Source organism: Pseudomonas fragi, assembly GCF_002269505.1.
Lineage (GTDB): Bacteria > Pseudomonadota > Gammaproteobacteria > Pseudomonadales > Pseudomonadaceae > Aquipseudomonas > Aquipseudomonas fragi_D.
This window is the reverse complement of sequence record NZ_NQKQ01000005.1, coordinates 12,827-36,300: the sequence shown is the minus strand read 5'-3', so window position 1 is coordinate 36,300 and position 23,474 is coordinate 12,827. Positions and strand designations below refer to the sequence as shown.

At 59.7% G+C, this 23,474-nt stretch carries 22 protein-coding genes and 1 other RNA gene; 4 read left to right on the top strand and 19 right to left on the bottom strand.

The window, feature by feature from the left end; genetic code table 11:
* Positions 1 to 59 precede the first annotated feature (59 nt).
* The 17 genes from ftsZ to rsmI form a co-directional block, all read right to left on the bottom strand.
* Positions 60 to 1,274, bottom strand: a complete 1,215-nt coding sequence (gene ftsZ, locus CJU81_RS06340) for a cell division protein FtsZ (protein WP_095030365.1) — start codon at positions 1,272 to 1,274, stop codon at positions 60 to 62.
* 73 nt (positions 1,275 to 1,347) lie between these two features.
* Positions 1,348 to 2,607, bottom strand: coding sequence for a cell division protein FtsA (gene ftsA / locus CJU81_RS06335; RefSeq protein WP_095035949.1), 1,260 nt, complete (start codon positions 2,605 to 2,607; stop codon positions 1,348 to 1,350).
* A 15-nt stretch (positions 2,608 to 2,622) separates the two neighbouring features.
* Positions 2,623 to 3,489, bottom strand: a complete 867-nt coding sequence (locus tag CJU81_RS06330) for a cell division protein FtsQ/DivIB (RefSeq protein ID WP_095001532.1) — start codon at positions 3,487 to 3,489, stop codon at positions 2,623 to 2,625.
* A gap of 4 nt (positions 3,490 to 3,493) precedes the next feature.
* Positions 3,494 to 4,450 (bottom strand): D-alanine--D-alanine ligase, encoded by a 957-nt coding sequence (locus CJU81_RS06325; protein WP_095030366.1) that lies wholly within the window; start codon positions 4,448 to 4,450, stop codon positions 3,494 to 3,496.
* On the bottom strand, positions 4,447 to 5,910 hold the full coding sequence (gene murC, locus CJU81_RS06320; RefSeq protein ID WP_095035948.1) for a UDP-N-acetylmuramate--L-alanine ligase: 1,464 nt from the start codon (positions 5,908 to 5,910) through the stop codon (positions 4,447 to 4,449). The genes CJU81_RS06325 and murC overlap by 4 nt, the downstream gene beginning before the upstream one ends.
* Positions 5,903 to 6,973 carry an undecaprenyldiphospho-muramoylpentapeptide beta-N-acetylglucosaminyltransferase gene (gene murG / locus CJU81_RS06315; RefSeq protein WP_095035947.1) on the bottom strand — a complete coding sequence of 357 codons (1,071 nt, stop codon included), beginning with the start codon at positions 6,971 to 6,973 and terminating at the stop codon, positions 5,903 to 5,905. Before murG ends, murC begins: the two co-directional genes overlap by 8 nt.
* The gene (gene ftsW, locus CJU81_RS06310; protein WP_095035946.1) at positions 6,963 to 8,177 is read right to left on the bottom strand and encodes a putative lipid II flippase FtsW; all 1,215 of its coding nucleotides are present in this window, start codon (positions 8,175 to 8,177) and stop codon (positions 6,963 to 6,965) included. Before ftsW ends, murG begins: the two co-directional genes overlap by 11 nt.
* A complete protein-coding gene (gene murD, locus CJU81_RS06305) occupies positions 8,174 to 9,520 on the bottom strand; it encodes a UDP-N-acetylmuramoyl-L-alanine--D-glutamate ligase (protein ID WP_095035945.1) in 1,347 nt (448 codons plus the stop codon). The genes ftsW and murD overlap by 4 nt, the downstream gene beginning before the upstream one ends.
* A 5-nt stretch (positions 9,521 to 9,525) precedes the next feature.
* A complete protein-coding gene (gene mraY / locus CJU81_RS06300) occupies positions 9,526 to 10,608 on the bottom strand; it encodes a phospho-N-acetylmuramoyl-pentapeptide-transferase (RefSeq protein WP_083369779.1) in 1,083 nt (360 codons plus the stop codon).
* Positions 10,608 to 11,975 (bottom strand): UDP-N-acetylmuramoyl-tripeptide--D-alanyl-D-alanine ligase, encoded by a 1,368-nt coding sequence (locus CJU81_RS06295; protein ID WP_095035944.1) that lies wholly within the window; start codon positions 11,973 to 11,975, stop codon positions 10,608 to 10,610. Before CJU81_RS06295 ends, mraY begins: the two co-directional genes overlap by 1 nt.
* Entirely contained in the window at positions 11,968 to 13,431 is a 1,464-nt protein-coding gene (locus tag CJU81_RS06290) for a UDP-N-acetylmuramoyl-L-alanyl-D-glutamate--2,6-diaminopimelate ligase (protein ID WP_095035943.1), read from the bottom strand. Before CJU81_RS06290 ends, CJU81_RS06295 begins: the two co-directional genes overlap by 8 nt.
* Positions 13,431 to 15,179: a peptidoglycan D,D-transpeptidase FtsI family protein gene (locus CJU81_RS06285; RefSeq protein WP_095035942.1), complete on the bottom strand. Its 1,749-nt coding sequence runs from the start codon at positions 15,177 to 15,179 to the stop codon at positions 13,431 to 13,433. Before CJU81_RS06285 ends, CJU81_RS06290 begins: the two co-directional genes overlap by 1 nt.
* Positions 15,176 to 15,469 (bottom strand): cell division protein FtsL, encoded by a 294-nt coding sequence (ftsL, locus tag CJU81_RS06280; RefSeq protein ID WP_019823808.1) that lies wholly within the window; start codon positions 15,467 to 15,469, stop codon positions 15,176 to 15,178. The genes CJU81_RS06285 and ftsL overlap by 4 nt, the downstream gene beginning before the upstream one ends.
* Complete coding sequence (gene rsmH, locus CJU81_RS06275; RefSeq protein WP_441007405.1) at positions 15,466 to 16,413, bottom strand: 16S rRNA (cytosine(1402)-N(4))-methyltransferase RsmH; 948 nt, start codon at positions 16,411 to 16,413, stop codon at positions 15,466 to 15,468. Before rsmH ends, ftsL begins: the two co-directional genes overlap by 4 nt.
* Entirely contained in the window at positions 16,410 to 16,865 is a 456-nt protein-coding gene (mraZ, locus tag CJU81_RS06270) for a division/cell wall cluster transcriptional repressor MraZ (RefSeq protein ID WP_095035941.1), read from the bottom strand. Before mraZ ends, rsmH begins: the two co-directional genes overlap by 4 nt.
* 356 nt (positions 16,866 to 17,221) lie before the next feature.
* An RNA gene (rnpB, locus tag CJU81_RS06265) (RNase P RNA component class A) lies at positions 17,222 to 17,575 on the bottom strand.
* Positions 17,576 to 17,715: 140 nt separating this feature from the next.
* Entirely contained in the window at positions 17,716 to 18,570 is an 855-nt protein-coding gene (rsmI, locus tag CJU81_RS06260) for a 16S rRNA (cytidine(1402)-2'-O)-methyltransferase (RefSeq protein WP_095035940.1), read from the bottom strand.
* A 235-nt stretch (positions 18,571 to 18,805) separates the two neighbouring features.
* Here rsmI and CJU81_RS06255 point away from each other — a divergent pair, with 235 nt between their 5' ends.
* The 4 genes from CJU81_RS06255 (at position 18,806) to CJU81_RS06240 (ending at position 22,249) form a co-directional block, all read left to right on the top strand.
* The gene (locus tag CJU81_RS06255; RefSeq protein ID WP_095035939.1) at positions 18,806 to 20,578 is read left to right on the top strand and encodes a penicillin-binding protein activator; all 1,773 of its coding nucleotides are present in this window, start codon (positions 18,806 to 18,808) and stop codon (positions 20,576 to 20,578) included.
* A complete protein-coding gene (locus tag CJU81_RS06250; protein ID WP_095030376.1) occupies positions 20,578 to 20,943 on the top strand; it encodes a YraN family protein in 366 nt (121 codons plus the stop codon). The genes CJU81_RS06255 and CJU81_RS06250 overlap by 1 nt, the downstream gene beginning before the upstream one ends.
* A 134-nt stretch (positions 20,944 to 21,077) precedes the next feature.
* Positions 21,078 to 21,671: a phosphoheptose isomerase gene (locus tag CJU81_RS06245; protein ID WP_016779517.1), complete on the top strand. Its 594-nt coding sequence runs from the start codon at positions 21,078 to 21,080 to the stop codon at positions 21,669 to 21,671.
* Complete coding sequence (locus CJU81_RS06240) at positions 21,668 to 22,249, top strand: BON domain-containing protein (RefSeq protein WP_016779516.1); 582 nt, start codon at positions 21,668 to 21,670, stop codon at positions 22,247 to 22,249. Before CJU81_RS06245 ends, CJU81_RS06240 begins: the two co-directional genes overlap by 4 nt.
* 54 nt (positions 22,250 to 22,303) lie before the next feature.
* Here the strand turns inward: CJU81_RS06240 and CJU81_RS06235 are convergent, their stop codons facing one another.
* Positions 22,304 to 22,717, bottom strand: a complete 414-nt coding sequence (locus CJU81_RS06235; RefSeq protein WP_095035938.1) for a ClpXP protease specificity-enhancing factor — start codon at positions 22,715 to 22,717, stop codon at positions 22,304 to 22,306.
* A gap of 17 nt (positions 22,718 to 22,734) precedes the next feature.
* Positions 22,735 to 23,352, bottom strand: coding sequence for a glutathione S-transferase N-terminal domain-containing protein (locus CJU81_RS06230; RefSeq protein ID WP_016779514.1), 618 nt, complete (start codon positions 23,350 to 23,352; stop codon positions 22,735 to 22,737).
* Positions 23,353 to 23,474 lie beyond the last annotated feature (122 nt).

The following is a 23,474-nucleotide window of genomic DNA, read 5'->3' as shown; positions in this document are numbered from 1 at the left end:
TAATAGCAGACCGAGCCTTTGCTGAACACCAATCACCTTAATCCCCCTGATTGATTTCATTAATCAGCCTGACGACGCAGGAAAGCCGGGATGTCCAGGTAATCCAGATCATCTTGCGGATTGAGCTTGGCAGCGGTCGTTGCGCCTTGCTGGGCCTGATTACGCATCACGGTCGGGCGGTCCAGGTCGCGGTAGTTGACCACCGGTTGTTCCTGACGCTCGGTACGGGTTTCCTGACGAACAGGAGCGCTGTGTGCCGCGGAGGCTGCGTACGAAGACTGCAGGGTGTTGTCGACAACCTTGACCGGCTTCTCGATTTTTGCACCCAGACCAGTAGCAACCACGGTGACATGCAGCTCGTCGCGCATGTCCGGATCGATAACAGTACCGACCTTAACCATCGCGTGCTCCGAAGCGAAAGCTTCGATGATGCTACCCACGTCGGAGTACTCACCCAGGGACAGGTCAGGGCCGGCGGTGATGTTCACCAGGATGCCGCGAGCACCTTCCAGGTTCACGTCTTCAAGCAACGGGTTGCGAATGGCCGCTTCGGTGGCCTCACGTGCACGGTTCGGACCGCTGGCGCAGCCAGTGCCCATCATCGCCATGCCCATTTCGCTCATCACGGTACGCACGTCGGCAAAGTCGACGTTGATCATGCCCGGACGCTTGATGATGTCGGAGATACCGCGAACGGCACCGGCCAGTACGTCATCGGCCTTGGCGAAAGCCGACAGCAGGCTGGCGTCTTTGCCCAGGATGGTGAGCAGTTTTTCGTTCGGAATCGTGATCAACGAATCGACGCTTTCGGACAGCAGACGAATACCTTCGTCGGCGATCTGCATGCGCTTGCGACCTTCGAACGGGAACGGACGGGTCACCACCGCAACGGTGAGGATGCCCATTTCCTTGGCCACTTCGGCAATGATCGGCGCAGCACCGGTACCGGTACCACCGCCCATGCCCGTGGTGATGAACACCATATTGGTGCCCTGCAACACTTCAGCGATGCGCTCGCGGTCTTCCAGGGCGGCCTGACGACCGACCTCAGGATTCGCGCCGGCACCCAGGCCCTTGGTCACGCCAGTGCCCAGTTGCAGGATGGTACGCGCACCAATGCTTTTCAGCGCTTGTGCGTCGGTGTTGGCGCAGATGAATTCCACGCCTTCGATGTTGCTCTTAACCATGTGGTTAACAGCATTGCCACCGCCACCACCAACACCGATAACTTTGATTACCGGGCTTTGCGGGATGTTGTCTACGAGTTCGAACATGGTCCCTCTCCTTTCATTTCTCTAGTTTTTTTCGCCTACTTCTACCGCTTTGAATCTGTTTACAGCTCAAGCTTTAAAAGTTGCCCTGTACCCAGCGCTTGAGGCGCTCAAGCACAGGGGCTTTTTGTTCTTCACTGCTGTAGTTGTCGCGGTTGCTGATACCCGATATCGAAATACCGTCTGACTGCTTTTGCAGCCCGTACAACAACAAGCCCACAGCGGTGGAATAAATCGGATTGCGCACAACGTCGGTCAAGCCCTTGAAACTGTGCGGCACACCCAGACGGACCGGCATGTGGAAGATCTCTTCGGCCAACTCGACCGCGCCTTCCATCTTTGAAGTACCACCGGTCAACACGATGCCCGCCGGGATCAGGTCTTCGTAACCGCTGCGACGCAGCTCGGCCTGAATCAGGGTGAACAGTTCGTCGTAACGCGGCTCGACCACTTCGGCCAGGGCCTGACGGGACAGTTCACGCGGTGGGCGATCACCCACGCTTGGCACCTTGATGGTTTCGCCGGCACCGGCCAGTTTGGCCAGGGCACAGGCGTAACGAATCTTGATTTCTTCGGCATATTGGGTCGGTGTACGCAGCGCCATGGCGATGTCGTTGGTCACCTGGTCACCCGCGATCGGGATCACTGCCGTATGGCGAATCGCGCCTTCGGTGAAGATCGCGATGTCGGTGGTACCGCCGCCGATATCAACCAGGCAAACGCCCAGCTCTTTTTCGTCATCGGTCAGTACCGAGTAGGCCGACGCCAGTTGCTCAAGGATGATGTCGTCCACCTCAAGGCCGCAGCGGCGTACGCACTTCTCGATGTTCTGTGCGGCATTCACGGCGCAGGTCACTACGTGCACCTTGGCTTCCAGACGTACGCCCGACATGCCCAGTGGCTCACGTACGCCTTCCTGGTTGTCGATCACATAGTCCTGCGCCAGGGTGTGCAGCACACGCTGATCAGCCGGGATCGCGACAGCCTGGGCGGCGTCGAGGACGCGCTCAAGGTCGGCAGTGCTGACTTCACGATCACGAATCGCCACGATGCCGTGGGAATTCAGGCTGCGAATGTGGTTGCCGGCAACGCCGACAAACGCCGAGTGAATCCGGCAACCGGCCATCAGCTGCGCTTCTTCGATGGCGCGCTGGATCGATTGCACGGTGGACTCGATGTTCACCACCACGCCTTTCTTCAGGCCACGGGACGGGTGCGTGCCAATACCGACGATTTCGATCGTGCCGTCTTCACCGACCTCGCCTACCAGCGCAACCACCTTGGAGGTGCCGATATCGAGGCCGACGATCATTTTGCCGCTTTGCACATTTGCCATGGGTCCTGCCTCTTCTTAATTCTTCGCGACAGCGGGTTGGGCTATCGTGGGTGCCACAGGTTCCCGCCAGCCGACGGCCAATCCGTTGGCATAACGCAAATCGATGCGCGCTATGTTTGTAATCTGTTCTTTCAGCGTTTTTTCATAGATGGCTATGAAGCGACGCATTTTTTCTACCAGGTGATCGCGCCCCAACAACAGCTCGATCCCGGGCCCTGCACTACCGGCTCCAGTGGTCAGGAACCAGCTACCGCGCTCACGCAACTCCAGCCGGGCTATGGAAAAGCCCATCGGACGCAGCATCTGGCTCAACACCTGATACTGCTGCATCACCTGCTGCTGAGCCCGTTGTGGACCAAACAGCTGCGGCAAATGTTCGTAATTGGCCAGCTCACGCGGGGTGAACGCCTGGCCCTGGTTGTTCAGCAGTGCCTCATCCCCCCAACGCGCAACCGGCAGTTGCTCTTCAAGGCGAATAACCACCTGGTCGGGCCACACGCGACGTACTTCGGCGTGGGCGATCCAGGGCATCTGCTCAAGCTCGGTGCGCATGCCTTCCAGGTCGACGGTGAAGAAGCTCGCTGCCACATACGGGGCAATGCGCTGCTGCACGGCTTGCTGGCTGATATAGGTCAAATCACCCTGCACATTGATATTGGTAATCGGGCGGTCGGCATAAGGCATCAGGCGCTGCGCACCCTCGTAGGTGCCATAACCCAACGCCACCAGCAGCACTGGCCAGAACAAGGCTTTCAAAAAGCCGAAATTGGCTTTTGGCAAACGCACCGACATCGGTTCTTTCGCCACCATCCGGCTGGCGCCACGCGGCACCGGCTTGCGGCCGGGAGCGGGTGGTTGATGACGAAGCGATGCACCTTGCATGGACTTAACCTCGCGCCTCTATGCTTGCTGCCAGAATCGACAGCACCAGCTGTTGGAAATCCAGACCCGCCGCCTTGGCCGCCATCGGCACCAGGCTGTGGTCGGTCATGCCCGGCGCAGTGTTGACTTCCAGCAGCCAGAACTGGCCTGCGGTGTCCTGCATCACGTCCAGACGGCCCCAACCGGCAATGCCGATCGCCTCGCAGGCTTTCGCCGTGAGGTCCATGAGCTCTTGTTCCTTGGCACTGTCGAGGCCGCACGGGATTCGATACTGGGTATCGTTGGCCACGTACTTGGCGTCGTAGTCGTAAAAGGTGTGGGGCGTACCCAGGGCAATCGGAGGCAACACCTGGTCACGCAGAGTGGCGATGGTGAACTCGGGACCCGAGATCCACTGTTCAACCAAAACTTGCGAGTCGTACTTGCTGGCATCGGCCCACGCGGCGATCAACTCGTCCACGTTACTCACTTTGGCCATACCGATACTTGAACCTTCATGAGCCGGTTTGACGATCAAAGGGAAGCTCAGTTCCTTGGCCGCAGAAATACAATCGGCTTCGCTGCTCAATACCGCGTGACGTGGCGTTGGAATACCCAGGCTGTGCCACACCTGTTTGGTGCGCAGCTTGTCCATGGCCAGCGCCGAAGCGAGGATGCCGCTGCCGGTGTAAGGAATGCCCAGGCATTCCAGCAGGCCTTGCATGCTGCCGTCTTCACCACCACGACCGTGGAGGATGATGAACGCACGGTCGATTTTTTCGCTGGTGATACGGGTGATGAAGTCATCACCCACGTCGATGCCGAAGGCATCCACACCGGCGCTTTGCAGCGCGCCCAGCACGGCATTGCCCGACTTCAGCGAAACTTCACGCTCAGCGCTTTTGCCGCCGAACAACACGGCCACGCGGCCAAAATCGGCAGGGGCAATGGTCGAGAACAGATTGGCGTAGGCAGCAGTCATTTCAACTTTCCTTCACTGGTGGCGGCAACGACAGCACCGGCAAACAGCGGGCTCTTGATAAGTTGCGGTGCCAGACGGCCGATATCGCCCGCCCCTTGGCACAACAGAATGTCGCCAGCACGCAGCAGCGGCTTGACGATCGGCGCCAGCTCGACGCCGCGTTCGATGTAGATAGGGTCCAGCTGGCCGCGCTGGCGGATGCTGTGGCACAGCTGGCGGCTGTCAGCACCCGGGATTGGCTCTTCGCCAGCCGGGTAGACTTCCATCAACAGCAATACGTTGGCATCGGCCAGTACCTGCACGAAGTCGTCGTACAGATCGCGGGTACGGCTGAAACGGTGCGGCTGGTAAACCATCACCAGGCGGCGCTCAGGCCAGCCACCGCGTACGGCCTTGATCACGGCAGCGACTTCGGTCGGGTGGTGACCATAGTCATCGACCAGCATCACACTGCCGCCATCAACGGGCAGCTCGCCATAAACCTGGAAGCGTCGCCCCACCCCTTCAAAGCCCGACAGGCCCTGAACGATGGCTTCATCGCTGATGCCTTCATCAGAAGCAATGCAGATGGTGGCCAGGGCATTGAGCACGTTGTGGTTGCCCGGCATGTTCACCGAAACGTCCAGCGGCTCGCGCTCTGGGCGCAGCACGGTGAAGAACGTCTGCATACCTTGCTGGCGCACATTGATCGCGCGTACGTCCGCGTTTTCGCTGAAGCCGTAGGTCACGGTCGGACGCTTGACCAGCGGCAGGATTTCACGCACCACCGGGTCATCCAGACACAGCACGGCCAAACCGTAGAACGGCAGGTTGTGCAGGAACTCGACGAAGGTCTTCTTCAGTTTGTTGAAGTCGCCCTCGTAGGTCGCCATGTGGTCGGCGTCGATATTGGTGACCACGGCAACCATCGGCTGCAGGTGCAGGAAGCTGGCATCGCTTTCGTCAGCTTCGGCAATCAGGTAACGGCTGGTGCCCAGCTGTGCATTGGTACCGGCTGCATTCAGGCGGCCACCGATCACGAACGTCGGGTCCAGGCCACCGGCCGCGAACACCGAAGCCAGCAGGCTGGTGGTGGTGGTTTTGCCATGCGTACCGGCAACGGCGATACCGTGGCGATAGCGCATCAGCTCGGCCAGCATCTCGGCACGCGGCACTACCGGAACGCGGCGTTCCAGGGCATTCGCGACCTCGGGGTTAGAGGTGTTCACGGCACTCGATACCACCAGCACATCGGCGTTGGCAGCGTTCTCGGCGCGGTGGCCGATATAGATGTGCGCGCCGAACGACTCAAGACGTTCGGTCACCGGCGATGCATTCAGGTCCGAGCCCGACACTTCATAGCCCAGGTTCAGCAACACTTCAGCGATACCGCACATGCCTACGCCGCCGATACCAACAAAGTGAATACGACGGATGCGGCGCATTTCCGGTTGTGGCATAGCTTTTTGATTCTCAACCATTGGCCACCTCCAGGCAGATATCTACAACGTTGCGGGTCGCATCGGGTTTGGCCAGGCGGCGGGCATTGGCCGCCATGCTGTTGAGTCGTTCCGGTTGCATCAAAACCTCTGTCAGGCGTGCAGCCAGTTCGGCTGCGCCAGTTGTCGCTTGCGGCATCAGGAAGGCTGCGCCCTCGCGTGCCAAAAAGTCGGCGTTACGGCTCTGATGGTCATCAATCGCGTGGGGCAATGGCACCAGCAGCGAAGGCAGACCGGCCGCAGCCAGTTCACTGACGGTCAGCGCGCCTGCGCGACAAACCACCAGGTCGGCCCAGCCATAGGCATGGGCCATGTCTTTGATAAAAGGCTGTACGTCAGCCTCGACGCCGACCGCGGCATAGCGCTCGGCAGTAATCTGATCGTGCTGTTTGCCGGCCTGATGGAACACTTCAGGGCGAATGTCCGCTGGCACCTGGGCCAGGGCTTCAGGCAACAACTTGTTCAGCGGCTCGGCGCCCAGGCTGCCGCCCAACACCAGCAGGCGCGCCTTGCGCCCTTCGAGTGTGGCGCGTGGCGCCAGGCTGAACAGTTCGGGGCGTACCGGGTTGCCGGTGCTGCGCAGGTTGTCCGAGGCGGCGAAGGTTCCGGGGAAGGCTTCGCACACTCGTTGGGTCATGGGCACCAGCAGGCGGTTGGCCGTACCGGCGACCGCGTTCTGCTCGTGAATGATCACCGGCACACCACAGGTTTTCGCCGCCAGACCGCCAGGCCCGGTCACGTAACCACCAAACCCGAGCACGCAGACCGGTTTGAGCTGACGAATAATCTTGCGCGCCTGGAACAGTGCCTTGAGCAGCACAAAAGGCGCCTTGAGCAACGACAGTTTGCTCTTGCCACGCAGGCCGGCAACGTTGATCAGGTGCAGTTTGAAACCGGCCGGCTCGACCAGTTCATTCTCGATGCCACGGGGCGTACCGAGCCAGTGCACGGTATAGCCGCGGGCCTGAAATTCCCGTGCGCAGGCCAGCGCCGGGAACACGTGGCCACCGGTGCCGCCCGCCATGATCAGCACATTAGCGCCCATGGGTCGGCTCCTCTGCGAAGTCGCTTTCTTTGAAATCGGTCTCTTCACTGCCCAGGTGGGTACGGCTCTCCCACTCGATGCGCAGCAACAAGCCCATACACACGCAGCAAATCACCAGCGAGCTGCCGCCATAACTGAGGAACGGCAGGGTCAGGCCCTTGGTTGGCAGCAAACCGACGTTTACCCCGATATTGATCAGGAACTGGCCGATCCACAGGAACGACAGGCCGTAGGCCATATAAGCCGAGAAATACTGTTTGGCGCGCTCGGCCCACATGCCGATGTACATGCCGCGCACACACACAAACACGAACAAGGCCACGGTCAGCAGCGAGCCGACAACGCCCAGCTCTTCTGCCAGTACCGAAAACACAAAGTCGGTGTGCGCTTCAGGCAGGTAGAACTGCTTCTGCACACTGTTGCCCAGACCGACACCAAACCACTCGCCGCGACCGAAGGCGATCAGGGCCTGGGTCAACTGGTAGCCGGAACCAAACTGGTCGGACCACGGGTCGGTAAAGGTGATCAAACGCGCCATCCGGTAAGGCTGCGCCTGTACCAGCACGAATACCGCCCCCACTGCCAGCGCCACCATCAGGGCGAAACGGAACAGGCCGACGCCACCGAGGAACAGCATGGCAGCGGCGGCGCCCATCATCACGACCGTGGCACCGAAGTCGGGCTCCATCAGCAGCAGGCCGGCCATCGGCAGCAACACGATAAATGGCTTGAAAAAGCCCATCCAGCTATCACGCACTTCCTTCTGCTGACGCACCAGATAGCCCGCCAGGTAGATCACCACAAAGACCTTGGCGATCTCCGAAGGCTGCACGTTGAAGAAGCTGAAACCGATCCAGCGCATCGAGCCGTTTACCTCACGGCCAATGCCCGGGATCAGTACCGCCACCAGCAAACCGAATGCACCAATCAGCAACATGAAGCCCATACGTTGCCAGGTCGCGATCGGCACCATCATGGTCATGATGCACGCGCCCAGGCCGAGCACGATGTAAAACAGGTGGCGGATCATGTGGTACAGGGTGTTGCCCGACTGCAACGCCGCCACTTCGGACGACGCTGAAGTGATCATCACCAGGCCCAGGCCGAGCAGGGCCAGGCAACCGGCCAGCAACGGGAAATCGAGGTCGATGCCACGCCCGGTGATCAGCGGCGAAGGATAAGGCTTGAGGATGCCGAATATCATGCCAGCACCTCCACGGCACGGGCGAACAACTGGCCGCGCTCTTCGTAGTTTTTGAACATGTCGAAACTGGCGCAGGCTGGCGACAGCAACACCGCATCACCCGGTTGAGCCAGTGCACGGCTTTGTGCGATAGCCTCGTCCAGCGACTCGACGCGCACTTGCGGTACGCCGTCGCCCAGAGCGTCGGCGATCAAGCCCGCATCACGCCCCATCAACACCACCGCGCGGCAGTACTTGGCAACCGAATCACGCAGGCCGCTAAAATCCGCACCCTTGCCGTCGCCGCCAGCGATGAGGATCAGCTTGCCCTCCATGTCCATGCCCAGCCCTTCGATGGCCGCCAGTGCAGCGCCAACGTTGGTGGCCTTGGAGTCGTTGTAATAGCTCACGCCATCCAGTTCGCGTACCCACTGGCAGCGATGCTCGAGGCCGGTGAAAGTGCGCAGGCTGGCGAGCATGGCGTCGAACGGCAGACCCACCGCGTGGCCCAGGGCCAAGGCTGCCAGGGCATTGGCCTGATTGTGCGCACCACGCACCTTCAGCTCGCGAACGGGCATCAGGTTCTGGAATTCAAAGGCGAGGTATTTTTCGCCGTTTTCTTCACGCAAGCCGAAAGCCTTGAAGTCCGGTGCGCTGAGGCCGAAGGTCCAGCACGGCTGACCTTCGCTCATCAGCGGACGGGTCAGGGCATCCTGGCGATTGACCACTACCTGGCGGGCGCCACGGAAGATCCGGTGCTTGGCCAGGTGGTACGCAGGCAGGCCGCTGTAGCGGTCCATGTGGTCTTCGCTGACATTGAGCACAGTGGCTACTTCAGCACCCAGATGGTTGGTGGTCTCCAGCTGGAAGCTCGACAGCTCCATCACGTACAGCTCGGTATCATCGCTGAGCAGGTCCAGTGCCGGCGTGCCGAGATTGCCACCCACCGCCACGCGCTTGCCGGCTGCTGCAGCCATTTCGCCGACCAGGGTGGTCACGGTGCTTTTGGCATTGGAACCGCTGATTGCCACGATAGGTGCTTTCGCGTTACGCGCGAACAGGTCGATGTCGCCCGACAGCTTCACGCCACGGGCCGCTGCGGCTTGCAGGGCCGGAGTCGCCAGGGCCAGGCCGGGGCTCACGTAAAGTTCGTCGGCGCGGCACAGGAACTCGACATCCAGCTCGCCACAACGCACTTCCACTTGCGGATAGTCACGGCGCAGCGTGGCCAGCTCCGGCGGGTTTTCCCGCGTGTCTGCCACGGCAAACGACACGCCCCGTTGCGCCAGGAAGCGCACCAGGGACATGCCGCTTTTGCCGAGGCCGACAACGATGCGGAAGTGGTCAGAAGCGATCAGAGACACAGGTTCTACCTCAGCTTCAGTGTGGCAAGGCCAACCAGCACGAGGATCACGGTGATAATCCAGAAACGGACAATCACACGCGGCTCAGGCCAGCCTTTGAGTTCAAAGTGGTGATGAATCGGCGCCATGCGGAACACCCGCTTGCCGGTCAACTTGAAGGACGCTACCTGGATCACCACGGACAGGGTTTCCATCACGAACACACCGCCCATGATGAACAGCACGATTTCCTGACGCACGATCACGGCGATGGTACCCAGGGCTGCGCCCAGCGCCAGCGCGCCGACATCGCCCATAAACACTTGCGCCGGGTAGGTGTTGAACCACAAAAAGCCGAGACCGGCGCCAATCAACGCACCGCAGAACACGATCAACTCACCCGCGCCCGGCACATAGGGAATCAACAGATAGTCAGCAAATTTCACGTTGCCCGACAGGTAGCAGAAGATACCCAGTGCGCCGCCTACCATCACGGTGGGCATGATTGCCAGGCCGTCGAGGCCGTCAGTCAGGTTGACCGCGTTGCTCGAACCCACAATCACAAAGTAGGTGAGTACCACAAAGCCGATACCCAGCGGGATGCTGGCATCTTTGAGGATGGGCAGGATCAGGGTGGTTTCGACTGCGCTTGGCGCCGTCACGTACAGAAAGATCGCCGCGCCCAGACCGAATACCGACTGCCAGAAGTACTTCCAGCGGCTCGGCAGGCCACGGGAGTTTTTCTCGATGACCTTGCGGTAGTCGTCCACCCAGCCGATGGCGCCGAACAACAGGGTCACGATCAGCACGACCCACACATAACGGTTGCTCAGATCAGCCCACAACAGGGTGCTGATGGCGATGGCCGACAGAATCAGCGCGCCGCCCATGGTCGGAGTGCCGGATTTGGACAGATGCGATTGCGGGCCGTCATTGCGCACCGACTGGCCGATCTGACGGTTTTGCAGGGTGCGGATCATCCACGGCCCTAGGCACAGCGACAAGGTCAAGGCGGTCAGCACCCCTAGAATCCCGCGCAGGGACAGGTACTGGAAGACCGCGAAGCCTTTGTAGAACTGTTGCAGATACTCCGCTAGCAGCAGCAGCATTAATGTTTCTCCCCGCTGGAACCGCACAAAGCCGCAACGACGTTTTCCATCGCTGCGCTGCGCGAGCCCTTGATCAAAATAGTGGTGTTTGTTTCGTGCTCAGCGCGAAGCGCCTTGATCAGGTCAGCCTGATTGGCGAAGTGACGAGCCTGGTGTCCAAAAGCAGTGACGGCATGAGCCATCATGGGTCCCACCGCATAGAGCGCTGAAACTTTGTCGGCGGCATAAGCGCCTACTTCACGATGTCCTTGCTCCGCCCACTCACCCAGTTCGCCAATATCTCCGAGCACCAGGACGGTGCGGCCGGAAAAGGCGGCGAGTATATCAACGGCAGCGCACATTGAGGTGGGGTTTGCGTTGTAAGTGTCATCAATAATTCGCAGGCCCGCGGCGGTCAATTGCGCGACAGCACGACCTTTTACCGGCAACACGGCTTCAAGGCCGGTTTTGATACCAAACAGCGACACGCCGAGGGCGTGAGCCGCTGCCGCGGCGGCCAGTGCATTGGCCACGTTGTGGGTGCCCAACAGGTTAAGTTGTACCCGCTCGCTACCCAACGGGCTGTGCAAGGTGAAGCCCGGGCAACCGCGTGCGTCACGGCTCAGATCGCTGGCATAAAAGTCGGCTTGAGAGTTGCTCAGGGCAAAACTCAGCACCTTGCGCCCCGCTGCCCGGTTGTTCCAGATGGCGAATGCCTTGTCATCCAGGTTCAGGACAGCGATGCCGTCGGCCTTCAGTCCTTCGATGATTTCGCCTTTGGCCTCGACGATTTTGTCCGGGCCACCGAACTCGCCCACGTGGGCAGTACCGGCATTGTTGAGCACGGCGACATGGGGCTGGGTCATGGCCACGGTGTAGGCAATTTCGCCGAGGCGTGAAGCACCCAGCTCAATGACCGCAGCCGTGTGCTCAGTTGTCAGTTCCAGCAGCGTCAACGGCACGCCCAGGTCGTTGTTCAGGTTGCCTTTGGTCGCCAGCACCGGGCCTCGGGTGCGCAGAATGCAGGCGAGCATTTCTTTAACCGTGGTCTTGCCGCTGGAGCCTGTGATCGCTGCCACAGGTTTGTCGTAGCCGGCACGATTGAGCGCCCCCAGTCGGCCCAGTGCTTCGCGGGTGTCCGCAACCACAAGCTGCGGCAGTGCCGACTCTGGCACCTCGCGCTCAACCAGCGCGGCAACGGCGCCCTTGGCAGCCACTTCATTGAGGTAGTCGTGACCATCGAAGCGCGGGCCGGTCAGTGCAATAAACAGCTGACCCTTGCTGATCGCCCGGCTGTCGATGCTGACCCCACTGAAACGGCAGTCGACATCAACCACACGCCCCTGCAGGGCAGCAGCCACTTCACTGAGCAACAGAGGCTTAAGCATGGGCAGCCTCCCAGGCGTTCAAGGCTTTTTCGGCTTCGACCAGATCAGAAAAGTCATGGCGTTCGCCGTTGATTTCCTGATAGTCCTCATGACCTTTACCCGCCAGCACGATCACGTCATCAGCGTTGGAACCGGCGATCAGTTGAGCAATGGCATCGCCACGGCCCGCGACAAACGTAACGTCCTGCGGCGCGACAAAACCTTCTCGGATGTCATCGAAAATTTGCCCCGGCGCTTCGGTGCGCGGGTTGTCGTCAGTGACCAGAACACCGTCAGCCAAACGCTCGACCACCTGCGCCATCAACGGACGCTTGCCGCGGTCACGGTCGCCGCCGCAGCCGAACAGGCACAGCAACTGGCCTTTGGCATGCGGGCGCAGGGCCAGCAGTACTTTTTCCAGTGCATCCGGGGTGTGGGCGTAGTCAACCACCACCAGCGGCTTGTTGCCGCCACCCAAACGCTGCATGCGCCCGACCGGGCCTTCCAGTTTGGGCAGCACTTTGAGAATTTCGTCCAGCGGGTAGTCCAGCCCAAGCAAGGCTCCAACGGCAGCCAATACGTTGCTCAGGTTGAAGCGCCCCAGCAGGGAGCTGCGCAACAGATGCTCGCCTTGTGCGGTTACCACGGTGGCGCGCACGCCATCGTCGTCAAAGATCGCATCACGGCAATACAGGGTGGCGCCGGTATCTTCGAGGCTATAGCTGATCAGACGCGAGCCATGCTTTTCGCCGGCCAGCTGACGACCAAACTCATCGTCCAGGTTCAGCACCCGACAGCGCAGGTCCTGCCAGGCAAACAGCTTGGCCTTGGCAGCGGCGTAAGCCTCCATCGTGCCGTGGTAATCCAGATGATCGCGGGACAGGTTGGTCAACACCGCGACATCGAATGCCAGTGCACTGACGCGACCTTGATCCAGACCGTGGGAGGAAACCTCCATTGCCACCGCTTTGGCGCCGGCCTTTTTCAGGTCGGCCAGCATGGCTTGTACGGCAATCGGGTCCGGCGTGGTGTGGCGACCGCTTTGCAGCGCGCCATAGAACCCGGTGCCCAGGGTGCCGACGATGCCGCAGTGCTGACCCAGCAGGTCAAGCGCCTGGGCCACCAGCTGAGTGACGCTGGTTTTGCCGTTGGTGCCAGTGACCCCAACCAGATTCAGATGTCGGCTGGGCTCACCATAAAAGCGCCCGGCAATATCCGACAACTGCGCCACCAGGCCTTTGACCGGAATCAGCGGCACCGCAGAGATGGGCAGCACATCAGCCCCGTCCACTTCATACGCCACGGCAGCAGCGCCGCGCTTGAGCGCGTCGGCAATGTGTTCGCGACCATCGAGCTTGCCGCCAGGCACCGCAAGGAACAGATCACCTGCGCGTACATTGCGACTGTCGAGGGTCAGCTCACGAATCAATAGATCGTGACCGGCGTGAGGGAAAATCTTGTTCAGGCTCAGGGACATTAGCCGCGCCCTCCTTTGGCTGCTGCAGCGGCTGCCGCTGCTTGTTGCTCCGCTGCCGTTGGCAGGTTATCCGGGATCACGTTCATCAGTCGCAACGTGCCGGACATGACTTTGCTGAATACCGGAGCGGAAACCAAACCACCGAAGTAGCCCGCCTTGCTCGGTTCATCGATCACTACAACGATCGCGTAACGCGGGTCGCTCATGGGCCCAAAGCCTGCAAACAGGGAACGGTAGGAGTTCACTGCGTAGCCTTTTACGCCACCACCAGTGGTTTTACGCGCCGTACCCGACTTGCCGCCGACGTGATATGCCGGAACCTTGGCACGCCATACACCACGCGGGTTTTCGATTACTTCCTGAAGCATGCCCTGCACCGTTTTGGCGACTTGTTCGGGCATGACTTGAGTAGCCTCTACAGGCCTGTCCTTGTCAGTTTTGAGCAGGGTCAGCGGGGCAAGCTTGCCGTTGTTGGCCAATGCCGAGAACGCGTGGACCAGCTGGATAGCGGTGACGGACACGCCGTAGCCGTAAGACAGGGTCGCGGTTTCAGCCTTGCGCCACTCGCGGTAGTTGGGCAGGTTACCGACACGCTCACCCGGGAAACCCAGGCCGGTGTCTTGCCCCAGGCCCATCTTGGCCATCTGGCGGAAGATCGCTTCGCCACCGATATCGAAGGCCACCTTACTCATGCCCACGTTACTGGAGTTGATCAGGATGCCGGTCAGGTCGAGGACCGGACCTTCAGTGCGCGATACGTCACGAATGGTGTACTTGCCCAGCTGCAAGGTGCCCGGATACACCTCAACCTTGTCGGTGGGTTTCCAGCGCCCGGTTTCCAGGGCAGCACTCATGGAGATCGGCTTGACCGTCGAGCCCGGTTCGAACACGTCGATCATCGCGCGGTTACGCATCATCGCCGGTTGCAGGTTGCGCCGGTTGTTCGGGTTATAGGTGGGTTGGTTGACCATGGCCAGAATCTCGCCGGTCTTTACATCCATGATCACCAGGCTGCCGGCCTTGGCACCGTTTTCGACCAGCGCATTGCGCAGTTCGCGGTTGGCCAGATATTGCAGGCGCAGGTCAATCGACAACGCCAAGGTCTTGCCAGCCTTGGCGTTTTTGGTCACTTGCACGTCTTTGATCAGGCGGCCGCGTCGATCCTTGATGACCTGTCGTTTGCCCGGCACACCGGCCAGCCACTCGTCATAGGCCAGTTCGACGCCCTCACGGCCTTTGTCATCAATATCGGTAAAGCCGACCATGTGCGCAGTCACTTCGCCCGCCGGGTAGAAGCGACGAAACTCTTCAATGCCATAAACGCCCGGCACCTTGAGGTCGAGCACGACCTGGCCCTGCTCAGGGGTCAGGCCCCGGACCAGGTAGATAAACTCTTTATTGGCTTGCTGCTCCAGACGCGCAGTCAGCACCTTGGGATCTTGCCCAAGCGCGTGCGCCAATGCAGGCCAACGGTCTTTGGCAACCTGCATTTCTTTGGCATTGGCCCACAGGGTGGTCACCGGCGTACTCACGGCCAAGGGCTCGCCATTACGGTCGGTAATCAGGCCACGGTGCGCAGGGATGGGGATATGCCGCAAGCTGCGGGCATCACCCTGACCCTTGAGGAAGTCATGGTCGATCACTTGCAGATACACAATCTGGCACGCGATTGCGCCTACCAGCAGTGCCAGCAATGCCAGCACCACACGAAAACGCCATGGGTAAAGCGCGCCTTCGAGTTTGATCATGGCGCCACCATTCGAACTTCTGCAGCGCCTGGAATGCGCATCTTCAGTTGTTCGCTGGCCAGGGTTTCGATGCGGCTATGGGCAGTCCAGGTGCTCTGTTCGAGAATCAGACGGCCCCATTCGGCCTGCGCCTTGTCACGTACGCTCAGCTCCCCGTAAAGGGTGTTGAGCAACTGGCGGTTCCAGTGGGCGCTATAGGAAACGCCCACAGCCGAAACCAGCACGCCAATAAACAACAGCAGCATGAAAAAACTTCCGCCGGGAAGTGGTTTGGCGAAGAGCTTGTTCAACGAAGCTTCTCCGCGACGCGCATTACAGCGCTGCGCGAGCGCGGATTGGCTTTGAGTTCGGCATCAGACGCGGTCTGTGCCTTGCCATGAATCTTGATTTTCGGATCAAAGGCAACGTGCTGCACGGGCAAGCCGCGTGGCAGATTGTCAGGCTCGCCCTTGACCAGTTTGCGCATGAACAGCTTGACGATGCGGTCTTCCAGCGAGTGGAAGCTGATGACGACCAGGCGGCCGCCGATAGCCAGAGACTCAAGGGCAGCTTCAAGGCCAGCCTCAAGGTCACCCAGTTCGTTGTTCACATGAATACGCAGGCCCTGGAAAGTACGGGTTGCCGGGTGTTTGCCCTTTTCCCAGGCCGGGTTGGCCACTTTCAGGACTTCTGCCAGATCGCCAGTGCGCTCGAACGGCTTGATGTCGCGACGCTCGACAACAGCACGGGCCATGCGCCCGGAAAAACGCTCTTCGCCGTATTCCTTGAAGACGCGGGCGATTTCCTCTTGCGAGGCTGTGTTGACGAACTCGGCAGCACTGATGCCGCGGTCCGGGTCCATGCGCATGTCCAGAGGGCCGTCATTCATGAAGCTGAAGCCGCGCTCTGGATCGTCGAGCTGCGGCGAAGACACGCCCAGGTCGAGCAATATGCCGTCAACCTTGCCGGCCAGCCCGCGCTCGGCAATTTCGGATCCCATTTCGGCAAAACTACGCTGCACAATGACAAAGCGGCCGTCTTCGGCCGCCAGCGCTTGCCCGGTGGCAATCGCTTGTGGATCTTTATCGAACCCGAGCAGTTGCCCCTCAGGGCCCAGCTTCTGGAGTATCAGGCGGCTATGTCCGCCGCGACCGAAGGTGCCATCCAGATAGCATCCATCAGGACGTACGGCGAGAGCCTCTACGGCTTCGTCGAGCAGTACGGTGATGTGGTTGAAGCCGCTATCTATAGTCACAGGATTAAATCACGCAGTTCGTCAGGCATCGCGCCCGGTTGTTGAATGGCTGCAAGGTCAGCGGCAGAAACAGCTTCCCAAGCATCCTCGTCCCACAGTTGAAACTTGTTCAGCTGGCCCACCAGCATTGCGCGCTTATCCAACCTGGCATATTCACGCAAACGCGGCGGTACCAGAAAACGACCACTGCCATCGAGCTCAAGGTCGACAGCGTTACCAATCAACAGACGTTGCAAACGGCGGTTTTCTTCACGCAATGAAGGCAACGCCCGAAGCTTGGTTTCAATCAATTCCCACTCGTCGAGGGGGTACACACACAAGCAGGGATCGACGGCATCAATGGTCACGATCAGTTGCCCGGAGCTCTTCGAAATCAACTCGTCACGGTACCGGCTCGGCATTGCGAGACGGCCCTTGGCATCGAGACTGATTGCGTTGGCTCCGCGAAACACTGATCGCATCTCCAAATATTAGCGTTTTACGCCCAAAAAACCCACTTCACGCCACTTTTCACCACTTATGCACACTATAGGAATGCGCCCACACCACCGTCAAGGAGCGGCCTACAGGAAAACCCTTACATAACGGAGATTTAGGAGTGGAAATAGACGTGGAGCAGTAAGCGGAGAGATTTTTTGACCAGCGACGCGCAGCAAATTCAAAGCCCTAGACTTCAAACTTAAAGTAGTTTGTTAAGAGTAAGAACTTTTCGGCATTACGTCGGGAAATATTCTGACAATGAATTGCGGGGGATAAAACGACTTCGAGTAAAGCAATCTGCCTGCAGGGCAAGCAGAAGAGAAAAAAGGTGGAGAGTCGATCTGTAAGCCGGGTTCTGTCGTGAACAGTCATTCGTCTACGATGGCCATCACTGGACATCTTTAGCAACCTACCCGGTCCCAGCGCGGGCCACGCCTTGGGACCCTATTTGGTCTTGCTCCAAGTGGGGTTTACCTAGCCACGAACTGTTGCCAGTCGTGCGGTGCGCTCTTACCGCACCTTTTCACCCTTACCGGCGCCGAAGCGCTTAGGCGGTTATTTTCTGTGGCACTTTCCGTAGGCTCACGCCTCCCAGGCATTACCTGGCACTTCGCCCTATGGAGCCCGGACTTTCCTCCCCCCCCTAATTTTCATAGAGGGCAGCGACTGTCCAATCGACTCTCCAGGGCGAAGATTAACTGTACAGAGCGTATAGAACAAGCGTTAAACGCCGCAAGGCAGGTTGATTTACCTGAGTTGCGGCCTTTAGTCACGGGAGTAGCCCTGCAAAGATATCAAAAAGCCATCACTTGATATCAATCGTTACTCTGCTTTCTGCTTTTCAAGTGCAACTTGGTACAAAACGTTTTTGCGCTCACCGGTTATTTCAGCGGCAAGTGCAGCCGCACGCTTAAGTGGCATCTCTTTAAGCAACAAGTCGAGAATACGCATTGCTTCACTGCTCACCACCTCTTCTGTTTCTGGCGCAGTCCAGCCGGCAACCAGAACCACGCACTCGCCGCGCTGCTGGTTACTGTCGTTTTCAACAAAAGCGCGCAACTCGGACAAAGGCAAACCCTTGAGCGTCTCGAACGTTTTCGTCAGCTCTCGGGCCAGCAATGCTGGACGCTCTGGCCCAAATACCAGCTCAAGATCTTGCAAGCACTCAAGAATGCGGTGCGGCGCCTCGTAAAAAATCAGCGTGCGGGGTTCTTCTTTAAGTAATTGCAGGCGCGAACGACGCCCGACTGCCTTGGCCGGCAGGAACCCTTCAAAGATAAAGCGATCAGAAGGCAGCCCCGCAGCTGACAAGGCGGCGATCAAGGCGCAGGCACCCGGCACCGGCACGACCTTGACCCCGGCCGCTCGCGCCTGACGCACAAGGTGATAACCCGGATCGGAAATCAGCGGCGTACCGGCATCGGAGATCAAGGCTACATCTTCACCCGCTAGCAAACGCTGGATAAAACGGCTGCCCTCATCACGTTCGTTATGTTCGTGACAAGCGCCCAGCGGCGTGGAAATACCAAAGTGCTGCATCAATCGCAGGGAGTGGCGCGTGTCTTCGGCCGCAATCAGCGACACGTCACGCAATACCTTGAGCGCACGCGCACTGATGTCGTCCAGGTTACCGATGGGCGTGGCCACCACATAAAGTGAGCCAAGAACGGAATTCAAATCACCTGGAGCAGTCAAAACGCACACCTCATAAGAGTTAAAGGCGCCATTGTAGCGCGTAGAGCCCTCATGAACGCACCCACCCTGCAGGCCGCAAAACGCCAAGCGGGTAAAGTTTTACTGCCACAACGTACAGAACGCATCTAAATTCAGGCTTTATTGTCGCTAACATCGCGCCCCGGCCAGCGCTTGGGTACACTTCCCCCCTCATTTGATCGAGTATCAGGAACACTACATGATCGCTTGCCTGCGGCTGTTCACTGCCCTCTGCCTTGCTGCCCTGTTGGCGGCTTGCGCCAGCTCGCCCTCGTCCAGCCTTGGCGAACTTCCACGGACCCCGGATGCCAGCCTTGAGCAATTGCTCCAGCAGGCCACCGAGAGCACCAATCCGGAAAAAGCCGCCCTGCTCCGCCTGTCGGCAGCCGACCTTGCCCAGCGCCAGCAAAACAATGCCCGCGCCGCGCAGATTCTGGCCATGGTCCCGCTGGATCAGCTCAAGCCCGCCCAACAGGTTTTTGCCAACACCCTGGCAGCCGAACTGGCGATGAGCCGCAATGACCCCAAGGCCGCAGTCGCCGCTCTGAACCATCCAAGCACGGCGATCCTTGGTGAGTTGCCAGTGGACCTGCAAGTGCGCACCCGCACCGTCCATGCCCGCGCCCTTGAAGCTGACGGCCAGGCCCTGGCCGCCGCCCGCGAACGCACAGCGCTGAGCCAGAACCTCACCGGTGAAGCCGCCAACAGCAACAACGACGCCATCTGGGCACTGGTGGCCAGCTTGCCGGTCGAGCAACTGCATAGCCAGAGCAATGATGTCCTGGGCGGCTGGATGTCTCTGGCCCTGGCCGTGAAGAGCGCCGGCACCCTGCAGGACCAACAGAACGCAATTGACCAATGGCGCGCACAGAACCCGGCTCACCCTGCCGCCATCCAGCTGCCAACACCGTTGATCAAGCTCAAGGAACTGGCCAGCCAGCCCCTGACCAAAATCGCCCTGCTGCTGCCACAGGACGGCCAGTTGGCCTCGGTGAGCAAGGCACTGCGTGATGGCTTCATGGCCGCGCATTATCAGGCCCAGCAAGCCGGTCAAAACCCGCCGAGCATTCAGTTCTATGACAGCTCGCGCCTGACCTCGCTGGACGACTTCTACCGTCAGGCCCAGGCCGACGGCGTGCAACTGGTGGTGGGCCCGCTGGAGAAATCCCTGGTCAAGCAACTCAGCACCCGCCAGCAATTGCCGATCACCACTCTGGCCCTGAACTACAGCGAAGGCACTCAAAGCCCCGCGCAACTGTTCCAGTTCGGCCTCGCGGCTGAAGACGAAGCCCGTGAAGTGGCGCGTCGCGCCCGGGCCGACGGCCTGACCCGTGCTGGCGCGATGGTGCCAGTCGGCGAATGGGGCGACCGCGTACTCAAGGCCTTCCGCCAGGAATGGGAAGCACACGGCGGCAGCGTTGTCGGCGTTGAACATATCGACAAGCCTGTGGCCCTGGCCCAGCAAGTGGCCGATCTGGTGCAACTGCGCAAAAACGGCGGCTCGGCCGAGCCAACGCGTCGCCAGGACATGCAGTTCCTGTTCCTTGCTGCCACCCCGCAGCAGGCCCAGCAGATCAAGCCCACACTCAATTACCAGTACGCAGGCGACCTGCCGGTTTATGCGACGTCCCACGTATTCAGCGCCAGCGGCGACCAGAACCAGTACAACGACATGAACGGCATCCGTTTTTGTGAAACACCCTGGCTGCTCGACCCGAGCAACCCGCTGCGCCAGCAAGTGAGCGCACAATGGCCACAAGCAAGCGGCAGTCTGGGTCGCCTGTATGCAATGGGCATCGACGCCTATCGCCTGGCGCCGAGCCTGGGCCAGCTTAAAGCCCTGCCCGACAGCCGGATTGACGGCATGTCCGGCAGCCTGAGCATGAGCCCGACGCAACGAGTAGAACGCCAACTGCCATGGGCTGAATTCGTCAATGGCCAGCCGCAGCGGCTACCGGCTACCGTCAACTGATGCCTGAACGCTCAAGCCAGCAAACTGGCAAGGATGCCGAGCGCCTCGCGCTGCGGCATCTTGAGCAACAGGGCTTGCGCCTGCTGGCACAGAACTGGGCATGCAGGCGCGGCGAGCTGGATCTGGTCATGCTTGACGGCGATACAGTAGTATTCGTCGAAGTTCGTTACCGCCAACACGCGCAATGGGGTGGCGCACTGGCCAGTATTGACGCCCGCAAGCGTCAAAAACTGATACTGGCTGCCCAGCATTTTTTGCAGCAACAGGCGCGCTGGGCCAATCACCCGTGCCGTTTTGATGTGGTAACGATGGACAGCGCAACACCCCGATTGAACTGGCTACGGAATGCCTTTGACAGCCAGTAGCGCTGCCAGGCCGATTCCAGCACCCTTTTTTAACGATTTTGCTTTGCTTTGCGGGCTGCACATTCTTGTGCCGGGAAGTCACCCAGGAACACCTGGTTCACGCCCGACCAGCCGCCCTACTTAAGGTCACATTGATGGACATGCAATCCCGGATTCGCCAGCTTTTTCAGGCCAGCATCGACACCAAGCAGCAGGCGATGGAAGTGCTTGCCCCTCATATCGAGCAAGCCAGCCAGGTGATGGTCAACGCCCTGCTCAATGAGGGCAAAATGCTTTCGTGCGGCAATGGCGGGTCGGCAGGCGACGCCCAGCACTTCTCATCCGAGCTGCTCAACCGCTTCGAGCGCGAACGCCCGAGCCTGCCCGCCATCGCACTGACCACCGACACATCGACGATCACCTCGATCGCCAACGATTACAGTTTCAACGAGATCTTCTCCAAGCAGATCCGCGCCCTGGGCCAGCCCGGCGACGTTCTGCTGGCCATCTCCACCAGCGGCAATTCGGCCAACATCATCCAGGCCATCCAGGCGGCCCATGACCGTGAAATGATCGTGGTCGCGATGACAGGCCGCGACGGCGGCGGCATGGCCTCACTGCTGCTGCCCGAGGACGTGGAGATCCGTGTACCGTCCAATGTCACTGCACGTATTCAAGAAGTCCACCTGCTGGCGATCCACTGCTTGTGCGATCTGATCGACAGCCAACTGTTCGGGAGTGAAGAATGACTTTTAATCGCCTAGGCCTGGTAGCCCTGACCTTGTGTCTTGGTCTGACCGCCGGCTGCAGTTCGGTGCTGACCGCCACCCGTGACAAGCCCATTGAGGATGATCGCGGCACACGCACCTTTGGCAGCAAGATCGATGATTCGCTGATCGAAACCAAAGTCGCCGTGAACGTGGCCAAGGCCAACCCGGATCTGGACACCGGCTCGCACATCGTTGTCACCAGCTACAACGGCATCGTGCTGCTCGCCGGCCAGACTCCGCGCGCAGACCTCAAGGCCCAGGCCGAACAGGCCGCTGCTGCAGTACAGCGCGTGAAGAAGGTCAACAACGAGCTGCAGGTCATGGCACCGTCGTCGATCCTGGCACGCAACAACGATGCCTGGCTGACCACCAAGATCAAGACCCAGATGCTGACCGATAGCGCCATTCCCGGCTCGCGCATCAAGGTTGTCACCGAGAACGGCATCGTCTACATGCTCGGCCTGGTGACCAAACAGGAAGCCGCTCGTGCCACCAGCCTGGTACAGAGCGTTTCCGGGGTACAGAAAATCGTCAAACTGTTCGAGTACATCGACTGACAGCCATCCAACTGCCAGCCACAAAAAAGGCGACCTTTTCAGGTCGCCTTTTTATTACTTCACCACTTTCAGGCTTGGTCGGCCTGTAGGTCGCGGCGGCTCGGAGCCTGGCGGCGGACCGTCGTCATCCGGCTCAACCTCATCATCAACCTCTAGAGGCTCTTCCAGGTCGAACACCATGCCCTGGCCATTCTCACGAGCGTAAACGCCCAGGATTGCGGCAATAGGCACGTACAACGTGTGCGGCACACCACCAAAACGCCCTTCAAAGCTGACTGCTTCGTTGTCCATGTGCAATTGACGCACGGCGGTTGGCGAAACATTCAGGACAATCTGCCCGTCACTGGCAAAACCCGCAGGCACTTGCACCTTGGGGTAGTCAGAGTTAACCAGCATGTGCGGAGTGCAGTCGTTATCAACGATCCACTCATAGAGCGCACGCACCAGATAAGGTCGACTTGAATTCATCGAGGGCTCCTAAAGCTTTAGCGCATGTCGCGTTCGACACCAGACAGACTCGCCTGGAAAGCCTCACGCGCAAATTGGCGCTCCATATAGTCGAGCAACGGCTTGGCTGGCCGCGGCAATTCAATACCCAAAACAGGCAGACGCCAGAGTATCGGCAATAGACAGCAGTCGACCAGACTTTGCTCATCACTGAGGAAAAAAGGTTTGTCGGCAAACAATGCAGAAACACCCGTCAGGCTCTCGCGCAGCTCCTTGCGGGCCTGCACACGCGCCGGCTCCTTGGTCCGCGAATCAAGGATCAGGTCGACCAGCGCACACCAGTCGCGCTGGATACGATGGATCAGCAGGCGGCTATTGGCCCGCGCTACCGGGTAAACCGGCAACAACGGCGGATGCGGATAGCGCTCATCCAGATATTCCATCACCACAGTCGACTCCCACAACGCCAGATCACGATCGACCAGGGTTGGCAGGCTGCCGTAGGGGTTCACTTCGATCAGCTTCGGCGGCTGACGGCCCGCCTCCACACTGATGATCTCGGCGCTGACACCTTTCTCTGCGAGCACAATACGTACTCGATGGGAATAGTGGTCGGCGGGGTCGGAGTAACAGGCCAACCGATTGGTCACGCCCATGGCGGTCCTCCTCGCTTGTTGAAATTATCGGGAGCGGAAAAACGAACGCGCCCAAGGAACGCCTCTGATAACCGCAGAACCCGGGCAAGCAAGGTCATTGACCCGGCCTGCCGCTTGTCCTG